Consider the following 8730-nt stretch of genomic DNA (forward strand, 5'->3'; position numbering starts at 1 on the left):
GTGCTTGGTAGGTTAGAGTATGGCGCATGGAGTCCTTCCGGCGCGAGGTGCGGGAATGGTTGTCCGCCAACCTCGTCGGTGAGTTCGCTGAGCTGCGCGGCCTGGGTGGTCCCGGCCGCGAGCACGAGGCGTTCGAGGGACGGCTGCGGTGGCACCGGCACCTGGCTGCACACGGGTGGACGTGCCTCGGCTGGCCCGGCGAGCGCAGCGTGGAGGAGCAGGTGATCTTCCACGAGGAGTACGCCGAGGCGGACGCGCCCGCGAAGGTCGACATCGTGGGTGAGGGGCTGCTCGGCCCGACGCTCATCGCGTTCGGCACGCCCGAGCAGAAGGAGCGGTTCCTGCCGAAGATCCGCAGCCTCGACGAGCTGTGGTGCCAGGGCTACTCCGAACCGGGCGCGGGCTCGGACCTCGCGTCCGTGCAGACCAGGGCGCGCCTCGAAGGCGACCGGTGGGTGATCGACGGCCAGAAGATCTGGACGTCGAACGCGCACTACTCGGACTGGATCTTCGTCCTGTGCCGGACGGAACCGGGGTCGCGGCGCCACCACGGTCTTTCCTACCTGCTCGTGCCCATGAACCAGCCGGGCATCGAGGTCCGGCCGATCCGCCAGCTGACCGGCACGTCCGAGTTCAACGAGGTCTTCTTCGACAACGCGGTCACGGCCCACGACAACGTCGTCGGGCAGCCGGGCGAGGGCTGGAAGGTCGCGATGGCCACGCTCGGCTTCGAACGCGGCACCGCGATGCTCGGCCACCAGGTGAGCTTCCGCCGCCAGCTCGACGCGATCACGGCGCAGGCGCCGGACCACATGCGGGAGAAGCTCACCAGGGCGTGGCTGGAGCTGCACGTCATGCGCTCGCACACGCTCAGAACCCTGAACGACGAACCCGGTCCGGAGGCGTCCGTGCTGAAGTTGTTCTGGGGCGGCTGGCACCGCAGGCTCGGTGAGCTCGCGATGGAGTCGCTCGGGCGTGAGTCGATGCTCGACGGCAACCCGTGGCAGCGGATGTTCCTGTTCAGCCGCGCGGAGACGATCTACGGCGGTTCGGACGAGATCCAGCGCGAGATCATCGCCCACCGGATCCTGGGGCTGCCCAAATGAAACGAGCACCTGTGACGAGCCACGATCTTCTCAAGGACAAAGTCGTCGTCGTGACGGCCGCGGCGGGCACCGGCATCGGTTCCGCGACCGCGAAACGGTGCCTGGAAGAAGGCGCCGCGGTCATCATCAGCGACTGGCACGAGCGTCGCCTGAAGGAGACCCACGAGTCGCTCGGTACGGCCCTCGCGATCCCGTGCGATGTCACCAACGAGCAGCAAGTGCAAACGCTCGTTGACGAAACAGTCGCGCGGTTCGGCCGCATCGACGTGATGGTCAACAACGCGGGTCTCGGTGGCGAAAAGTCCCTTTTGGACATGACTGACGACGAGTGGTCGCGGGTGCTGGACGTGACGCTGAACGGAACGTTCCGCTGCACCAGGGCCGCGTTACGCCAAATGGTCGCCCAACGAAGCGGTGTCGTCGTTAACAACTCCAGTGTGATCGGCTGGCGTGCGCAAAAGGGTCAAGCCCATTACGCCGCAGCAAAAGCCGGGGTCATGGCGTTGACGCGCTGTGCCGCGATGGACGTGGCTGAGCACGGCATCCGGGTGAACGCGGTCGCCCCGAGCTTGGCGGCGCACCCGTTCCTCGCCAAGGTCACCAGTGAGGAGTTGCTGACGGAACTGGCGTCCCGCGAGGCGTTCGGGCGCGCCGCCGAGCCGTGGGAGGTCGCGAATGTGATCGTGTTCCTCGCCAGCGACTACTCGTCGTACCTGACGGGCGAGGTCGTCTCGGTGAGCAGTCAGCACCCTTGAGGAAGGAACGACCGGTGAGCAACAGGAGGACGGAGCTGCTGGAGCTCGCGGCACGGATGTTCGCGGAACGTGGCTACGGGCAGACCACGGTCCGGGACATCGCGGACGCGGCGGGCATCCTGTCCGGCAGCCTCTACCACCACTTCGACTCGAAGGAGTCGATGGTGGACGAGATCCTGCGGTCCTTCCTCGACGACCTGTTCGCGTCGTACCGGGAGATCGTCGACGCTTGCCTTCCGCCGAAGCAGACGCTGAAGGCGCTGGTCGTGGCGTCGTTCGAGGCGATCGACACCCGGCACGCCGAGGTCGCGATCTACCAGAACGAGTCCAAGCACCTGATGCCGCTGGAGCGGTTCTCCTACCTGCGCGACCGCAGCGTGGAGTTCCGCAAGCTGTGGACGGTGCTGCTGGAGGAGGGCATCCGCGCGGGCGTGTTCCGCGCCGATCTCGACGTGGATCTCGCGTACCGGTTCATCCGCGACACGGTGTGGGTGGCCGTGCGCTGGTACCGGCCGGGCGGTGGGCTGACGGCGGACACGGTCGCCGACCAGTACCTCGCCATCCTGCTCGACGGCATCGCCACGGGGCGCCGGAAGAACTCGAAGACCTAGAAGGAGGGCCCTGGTGGCCGAGGCGTACATCATCGAGGCTGTGCGGACTCCGGCGGGCAGGCGCGGCGGCGAGCTCAGCCGCGTGCACCCCGCCGATCTCGGCGCGCACGTGATCACCGCGCTGCTCAACCGGGTCGACGTCGACCCGACCGACGTGGACGACGTGATCTTCGGGTGCGTGGACACCGTCGGGCCGCAGGCGGGCGACATCGCGCGCACGTCCTGGCTGGCCGCGGGGTTCCCGGAGCAGGTGCCGGGCGTCACGGTCGACCGGCAGTGCGGGTCGAGCCAGCAGGCGCTGCACTTCGCCGCGCAGGCCGTGATGAGCGGCACGGCCGACGTCATCGTCGCGGGCGGCGTGCAGAACATGTCGCAGGTGCCGATCGGGTCGGCCATGACCCTCATGTCACAAGCAGGCATGTCGCACATGGGCAGCCCGTTCGAGGGCTGCGAGGGCTGGCAGCACCGGTACGGCGACGAGGAGGTCAACCAGTTCCGCGCCGCCGACCTGATCGCGGTGCGGTGGGACCTCTCCCGCCAGGAGATGGAGGAGTTCGCGCTGCAGAGCCACCTGCGGGCGATCACCGCGATCAAGGAGGGCCGGTTCGACCGGGAGATCGCGCCGGTCAACGGGGTGGCGGCCGACGAGTGCCCGCGGCCGGACACCAGCGCCGAGAAGATGGCGGCGCTGCAACCGTTGCGGCCGGGCGGGCGGACGACCGCGGCGTTGTCGTCGCAGATCTCCGACGGTGCGTCGGCGGTGCTGGTCGTGTCGGAACGGGCGGTGCGCGAGCACAAGCTGACACCTCGGGCTCGGGTGCACCACCTTTCCGCGCGCGGGTCCGACCCGATCTACATGCTGACCGCGCCGATCCGCGCCACCCGGTTCGCACTGGACCGGGCCGGGATGTCCATTTCGGACATCGACCTGTTTGAGATCAACGAGGCGTTCGCGTCGGTTCCGCTGGCGTGGGCGAAGGAGCTGAAGATCGACCTGGCACGCGTCAACGTCAACGGGGGAGCGCTCGCGCTGGGCCACCCGATCGGCGCGACGGGCACGAAGCTGCTCACGACGTTGCTGCACGAGCTGGAGCGGACCGGTGGCCGGTACGGGTTGCAGACGATGTGCGAGGGCGGCGGTCAGGCGAACGTGACGATCATCGAACGTCTTTGAGCCGGTCTATGGCCTTCTCGGCGTCCCTGATGATGGTGGTGATCAGCTCTTCGCAGGTGGGCAGGTCGTCGAGGAGGCCGGCGACCTGACCCGACGCGAGCACGCCCGCGTCGGTCCTGCCCTCGACCAGGCCGGCGCGCAGCAGCATCGGCGTGTTCGCGGCCATGATCACCTGCGACCAGGTGAGGTCCTTGCCGTGCCGCATGGCCAGGCCCTCGCGGATCATCGCGCGCCAGGTGAGCCCGGTGTGCTTGCGGAACCTGGCCGCGTTGCTGACGGCCCTGGTGAGGCTGCTGAGCCTGCCGGACTTCTCCAGGTGGTCGACCAGATCCGTGCGCAGGACCCGGTGCGGCAGACCGTCGACCCGAGTGGTCACGACCGTACCGTTGAGGTCTCGTTGCAGGTAGGCGGCTTTGACCGCTGGTGGCACTGTGCTCTCCTGGGTGAGCAGGAACCTCGTGCCCATCGCGATGCCGGCCGCGCCGTACGCGAGCGCGGCGGCCAGGCCCCGTCCGTCGAAGAAGCCGCCCGCCGCGACCACCGGGATGTCGACGGCGTCCAGCACGCTCGGGAGCAGCAGTGTCGTGGCGACACCACCGGTGTGGCCGCCGCCTTCGCCGCCCTGCACGATCACCGCGTGGGCGCCCCACTTCGCGACCTTCTCGGCGTGCCTGGCCGCGCCGATGGACGGGATCACCACCACGCCCGCGTCGCTCAGCTCGGCGATCATGTCCGGCTTCGGGGCGAGCGCGAAGGACGCGACCTTCACCTGTTCGCGGATGATCAGGCCGACGCGGTCCCGCGCGTCCTGGGCGTCCGCGCGGAGGTTCACGCCGAACGGCGCGGACGTGCGGGAACGGGTTTCCTTGATGGCCGCTTCGAGCTCGGCGTACGTCATGGTCGCCGACGCGAGGATGCCCAGCCCGCCCGCCTCCGCGGTCGCGGACACCAGCCGCGGCCCGGCGACCCAGCCCATGCCCGTCTGCACGACCGGGTGTCTCACCCCGACCAGTTCGGTGAGCGCGGTCCTCATGACGGAACTTCCCGGTCCCGCTTGGCATCGGGATCGAGGACGGTCCTGATGAGCTTGAGCTCTTCGTCGGTGGGCAGCCGGGTCTCGGTCACGTCGTCGACGTGCAACGGGAACGACGTCTGCTTCCGCACCTCGTCCACGGACACACCGGGATGCGTGGAGACCAGGCGCATCGAGTGGTCCGGGGTGGCGAAGTCGAGCACGGCCAGGTTCGTGACGACGCGGTGGACGTCGTGGAACGGTCCGACGGCGCGGTCGTAGCCGACCCCGGAGACCACGTCCACGGCTTCGACGAGTACGCGCGGGCTGTGCCGCGGCACCCAGTAGCTGGTGCGGTGGTTGATCGTGTTGCCGGGTGCGCCCCGGAACCCGAGCAGCTGCCGGGTGGGCCGCGCGTGGTCGCCGATCGCGGAGATGTTCTGGTTGCCGAACCGGTCTACCTGGTTCGCGCCCATCACGACGTGCCGGCGCCCGTGCGCCACGACGTCGAACACCTTCCGGTACGGCAGCCAGCCCTCCACAGTGGACTCCGGGGTGAGCAGGAACGCCTCGCCGTCGGACAGCAGCAGGTCCGGCTCGGTGGTGAGGCGGGCCAGCTTCGCGCCCAGCGACGGGATGAGCCCCATCGGGCTGGCGAGCGTCTCCCCGGCGCCCGCGAACAGGTCCGCGCACGCGGTCACGCAGATCTCGGCCCCGGTGATGTCGCTCATGCCAGCAGCCTCTTCTCGAAGTCAGCCCATTTCTCCAGGTCGGCGGCCGCTTCGGCGTACTCGCGCTGGAGTGCCTCGTCGCGCGGGTAGTCGGGCACGCAGCTCGTGAAACCCGCGCCACCCGGTGCTTCCACTACACCGTCGACCATCATGCGGTTGAGCAGCAACGTTTGCGGCGGCCCGTCGAACGTCTCGACGATCTGCTCGCAGGAGACGTAACGCCGGTCCGCGGCCAGGCAGAACAGGTCGTCGAAGTACGGGTCGGGTCCGAGGTACTGGGCGTTGCCGTGCCGGTCCGCGCGGTTGAGGTGCACCAGCGCGACGTCGAGTTTCAAAGCGGGCATGGCGACCAGCTCTTCGCCGTCGTCGTACGGGGACCTCACGGTCTTGATCTGCGGGGCGTACTTGAGCACGTCCGAGCCGAGGCCCGCCCTGATCGGCAGGAACGGCAGCCGGTGCCCGGCCGCGCGCAGGCCGGTCTGGAGCATGCCCTCGTCCAGTTCCAGCACCTCGATCGCGCCGGTCTCCCTGGCCCGTTTGAACCACGGGTCGTACGGGATGGTGTCAAGGGAGACGAAGCCGTAGACCAGCTTGCGCACCTTGCCCGCCGCGCACAGCAGCCCGACGTCCGGGCCGCCGTACGTGACGACGGTGAGGTCCTTCAGGCCGGACCGCAGGATCGCTTTGACCAGGGCCATCGGCTTGCGCCGCGAGCCCCAGCCGCCGATGCCGACGGTCATCCCGTCCTTGATCTCGCTGACTGCCTCGTCAGCCGTCATTCGCTTGTCGCGCATGGTTTCCGTCCAGGAAGGCCTGCCGGGCGTGGTCCGACACACCGGTGAGGTTCAGCTCGAAGGTGAAGCCCTGCTCGAAGCGGTAGCTCGTGTGCACGCGCTGCGGGTCGATGCCGTTGATCGCCTCCTTGGCCGCGCGGATCACCGTCGGGTCCTTCCCGGCGATCTCCCCGGCGATCTCCCGTGCCGCGGCGTCCAGCTTGTCGCGCGGGGTGATCTCGACGACGCTGCCGTGGTGGTGAAGGGTCTGCGCGCTGACGTTGCGGGCCGTGTAGTACAGCGTGCGCATCAGGTGCTGCGGGACGAGCCTGGCCAGGTGCGTCGCCGCGCCGAGCGCGCCGCGGTCGACCTCGGGCAGCCCGAACGTGGCGTCGTCGGACGCGACGATGACGTCCGCGTTGCCGACCAGCCCGACACCGCCGCCGAGGCAGAAGCCGTTGACGGCGGCGATGACCGGCACCTCGCAGTCGTACACGGCCGCGAAAGCCTTGGCACAGCCCCGGTTCGCCGCGATGAGCGCCTCGTGGCCGGGGGTGCGCTGCATCTCCTTGAGATCGACGCCTGCGCAGAAGCCGCGGTTCTCCGCCCTGAGGATCACGACCCGTGTCTCCCGGTCCTCGCCCGCGCGGGCGATCGCCTTGGCCAGCTCGAACCAGCCGTGGGAGGGGATGGCGTTGACCGGTGGGTAGTCGATCGTGACCTCGATGATGCCGTTTTCGGTGTGGCTGCTGGAGATTCCCATCGCGCCGCCTTCCGAACCAAGCGATTGCTTGGTAATTTAGCAGCGCCGGAGCGACCGGGGTAGGTGCATCGTGGAACTGTCCCTCGACGGAAGCGTCGTCCTGGTGACGGGTGGCGTGCGCGGTGTCGGTCTCGGGATTGCTCGCGCGTTCCTGGCCGCGGGCGCGACGGTGGTGAGCTGTGCCCGGCGTCCCGCCGAGGTGCCGGGCGCTTCTTTTGTGCAGTGCGATGTCCGGGATGCCGCGCAGGTCTCGGAGTTGGTTGCTGGGGTGGTCGATCGTTTCGGGCGGCTGGACGTCGTGGTGAACAACGCCGGTGGCGCGCCGTTCGCGTTGGCGGACAAGGCTTCGCCGCGGTTCCACCAGAAGGTCGTGGAGCTGAACCTGCTGGCGCCGTTGCTCGTCTCGCAGGCCGCTTACGCCGTGATGAAGGACGCCGGCGGTTCGATCGTGATGGTCAGCAGCGTGTCCGGCCGCCGTCCGTCGCCCGGCACCGCCGCCTACGGCGCCGCGAAGGCCGGGCTGGACAACCTGACCGCTTCGCTGGCCGTCGAGTGGGCTCCTCGGGTGCGGGTCAACGCTCTGGCGGTCGGCATGGTGCGGACGGAGCAGTCGCATCTGCACTACGGGTCCGAGGAGGGCATCGAGGCCGTCGCCCGCACCGTGCCGTTGGGCCGGCTCGCCACGCCCGACGAGGTCGGTGCGTGCGCCGTCTTCCTGGCTTCTCCGCTGGCTTCCTACGTCAGCGGCGCGACTTTGGTCGTGCACGGCGGGGGAGAGCGGCCCGCGTTCCTCGCCGCTGCTGACACCGATGGGGGTTCGTCATGACGTTGTTGGAGGACCGGGTCGTCATCGTCACCGGGGCCGGACGCGGCATCGGGCGCGCGCACGCTCTGGCGTTTGCCGCTGCTGGAGCGCGGGTGGTGGTCAACGACCTGTCTGAAGGGCCTGCCTCCGAGGTGGCTGCGTTGATCGGGCCGCGCGCCGTGGTGAACACCGACGACGTGGGGACGTGGTCCGGGGCCGCGCGGGTGGTCGACGCCGCGGTGACGGCGTTCGGCGTGCTCGACGTGCTGGTGAACAACGCCGGGATCGTGCGCGACCGGATGATCGTGAGCTGCGGCGAGGACGAGTGGGACGAGGTCGTCCGCGTGCACCTCAAGGGCCACTTCGCGCCTCTGCGCCACGCCGCGGCCTACTGGCGTGCCGTGCACAAGGCGGGTGGCGCGGTGTCGGGCCGGGTGATCAACACGTCGTCGGGTGCCGGGCTGTTCGGGAGCGTCGGGCAGGCCAACTACTCGGCGGCCAAGGCGGGGATCGCGGCCATGACCCTGGTGGCGGCCGCTGAGCTGGCCCGGTACGGGGTGACGGTCAACGCGATCGCGCCCGCCGCCCGGACCCGCATGACCGAGGCGACGTTCGCGGAGACGATGGCGGCGCCGGACGACGGGTTCGACGCGATGGCACCCGAGAACATCTCACCGCTGGTGGTCTGGCTGGGGTCCGCGGAGGCCGCGGACGTGACCGGGCAGGTGTTCGAGGTCGACGGCGGGCGGGTGTGCCTCGTGGAGGGGTGGCGGCGGGGGCGGGAGATCGACAAGGGCGCCCGGTGGGAGCCGGCGGAACTGGGCCCGGTGGTCCGCGAGCTGGTCGCAGACCACCATCCGGTCCCGGTCTACGGCGCGTAGGGCGCTCGATGAAGGGCGCCTTCATCCACCTGACGTGGATGAAGGGGGCCATAAAAGGACGGGGGGGGGGCGATAGCCGCGGGTTTGGGTGCGCGGGGCCTGGGGCCGGCCGGGCCCAA

Annotated in this window: 10 protein-coding genes; 6 read left to right on the forward strand and 4 right to left on the reverse strand. The window is 69.5% G+C overall.

What is annotated here, in order from left to right:
* Nucleotides 1-26: 26 nt before the first annotated feature.
* The 4 genes from ABZV40_RS32785 to ABZV40_RS32800 are packed head-to-tail and all read left to right on the forward strand — an operon-like array spanning nucleotide 27 to nucleotide 3646.
* Nucleotides 27-1106 (forward strand): acyl-CoA dehydrogenase family protein, encoded by a 1080-nt coding sequence (locus ABZV40_RS32785; protein WP_355450285.1) that lies wholly within the window; start codon nucleotides 27-29, stop codon nucleotides 1104-1106.
* Nucleotides 1107-1117: 11 nt separating this feature from the next.
* Nucleotides 1118-1861, forward strand: a complete 744-nt coding sequence (locus ABZV40_RS32790) for an SDR family oxidoreductase (protein WP_355450287.1) — start codon at nucleotides 1118-1120, stop codon at nucleotides 1859-1861.
* Between the two features lie 14 nt (nucleotides 1862-1875).
* On the forward strand, nucleotides 1876-2472 hold the full coding sequence (locus ABZV40_RS32795; RefSeq protein ID WP_355450290.1) for a TetR/AcrR family transcriptional regulator: 597 nt from the start codon (nucleotides 1876-1878) through the stop codon (nucleotides 2470-2472).
* 13 nt (nucleotides 2473-2485) lie between these two features.
* The gene (locus ABZV40_RS32800; protein ID WP_355450292.1) at nucleotides 2486-3646 is read left to right on the forward strand and encodes an acetyl-CoA C-acetyltransferase; all 1161 of its coding nucleotides are present in this window, start codon (nucleotides 2486-2488) and stop codon (nucleotides 3644-3646) included.
* Here ABZV40_RS32800 and ABZV40_RS32805 read toward each other — a convergent pair.
* From ABZV40_RS32805 to ABZV40_RS32820, 4 genes are read right to left on the reverse strand one after another with little or no spacing between them, the layout of a single operon-like run.
* Nucleotides 3630-4679 (reverse strand): nitronate monooxygenase, encoded by a 1050-nt coding sequence (locus ABZV40_RS32805; RefSeq protein WP_355450295.1) that lies wholly within the window; start codon nucleotides 4677-4679, stop codon nucleotides 3630-3632. The two genes, ABZV40_RS32800 and ABZV40_RS32805, sit on opposite strands and share 17 nt — an antisense overlap.
* Entirely contained in the window at nucleotides 4676-5389 is a 714-nt protein-coding gene (locus tag ABZV40_RS32810) for a CoA-transferase (protein ID WP_355450298.1), read from the reverse strand. The genes ABZV40_RS32805 and ABZV40_RS32810 overlap by 4 nt, the downstream gene beginning before the upstream one ends.
* Nucleotides 5386-6183 (reverse strand): CoA transferase subunit A, encoded by a 798-nt coding sequence (locus ABZV40_RS32815; RefSeq protein ID WP_355450301.1) that lies wholly within the window; start codon nucleotides 6181-6183, stop codon nucleotides 5386-5388. Before ABZV40_RS32815 ends, ABZV40_RS32810 begins: the two co-directional genes overlap by 4 nt.
* Nucleotides 6158-6925 (reverse strand): enoyl-CoA hydratase family protein, encoded by a 768-nt coding sequence (locus tag ABZV40_RS32820; protein WP_355450304.1) that lies wholly within the window; start codon nucleotides 6923-6925, stop codon nucleotides 6158-6160. The genes ABZV40_RS32815 and ABZV40_RS32820 overlap by 26 nt, the downstream gene beginning before the upstream one ends.
* A gap of 70 nt (nucleotides 6926-6995) precedes the next feature.
* Between ABZV40_RS32820 and ABZV40_RS32825 the strand changes: the two genes are divergently transcribed.
* Together ABZV40_RS32825 and ABZV40_RS32830 are read left to right on the forward strand one after the other, a co-directional pair.
* Nucleotides 6996-7751, forward strand: coding sequence for an SDR family oxidoreductase (locus tag ABZV40_RS32825; protein WP_355450306.1), 756 nt, complete (start codon nucleotides 6996-6998; stop codon nucleotides 7749-7751).
* Entirely contained in the window at nucleotides 7748-8611 is an 864-nt protein-coding gene (locus ABZV40_RS32830) for an SDR family oxidoreductase (protein WP_355450309.1), read from the forward strand. The genes ABZV40_RS32825 and ABZV40_RS32830 overlap by 4 nt, the downstream gene beginning before the upstream one ends.
* The last annotated feature ends 119 nt before the right edge of the window (nucleotides 8612-8730 follow it).

The sequence above is a fragment of the Lentzea sp. NPDC004782 genome, from assembly GCF_040609115.1.
In the GTDB taxonomy this organism is placed as follows: domain Bacteria; phylum Actinomycetota; class Actinomycetes; order Mycobacteriales; family Pseudonocardiaceae; genus Lentzea.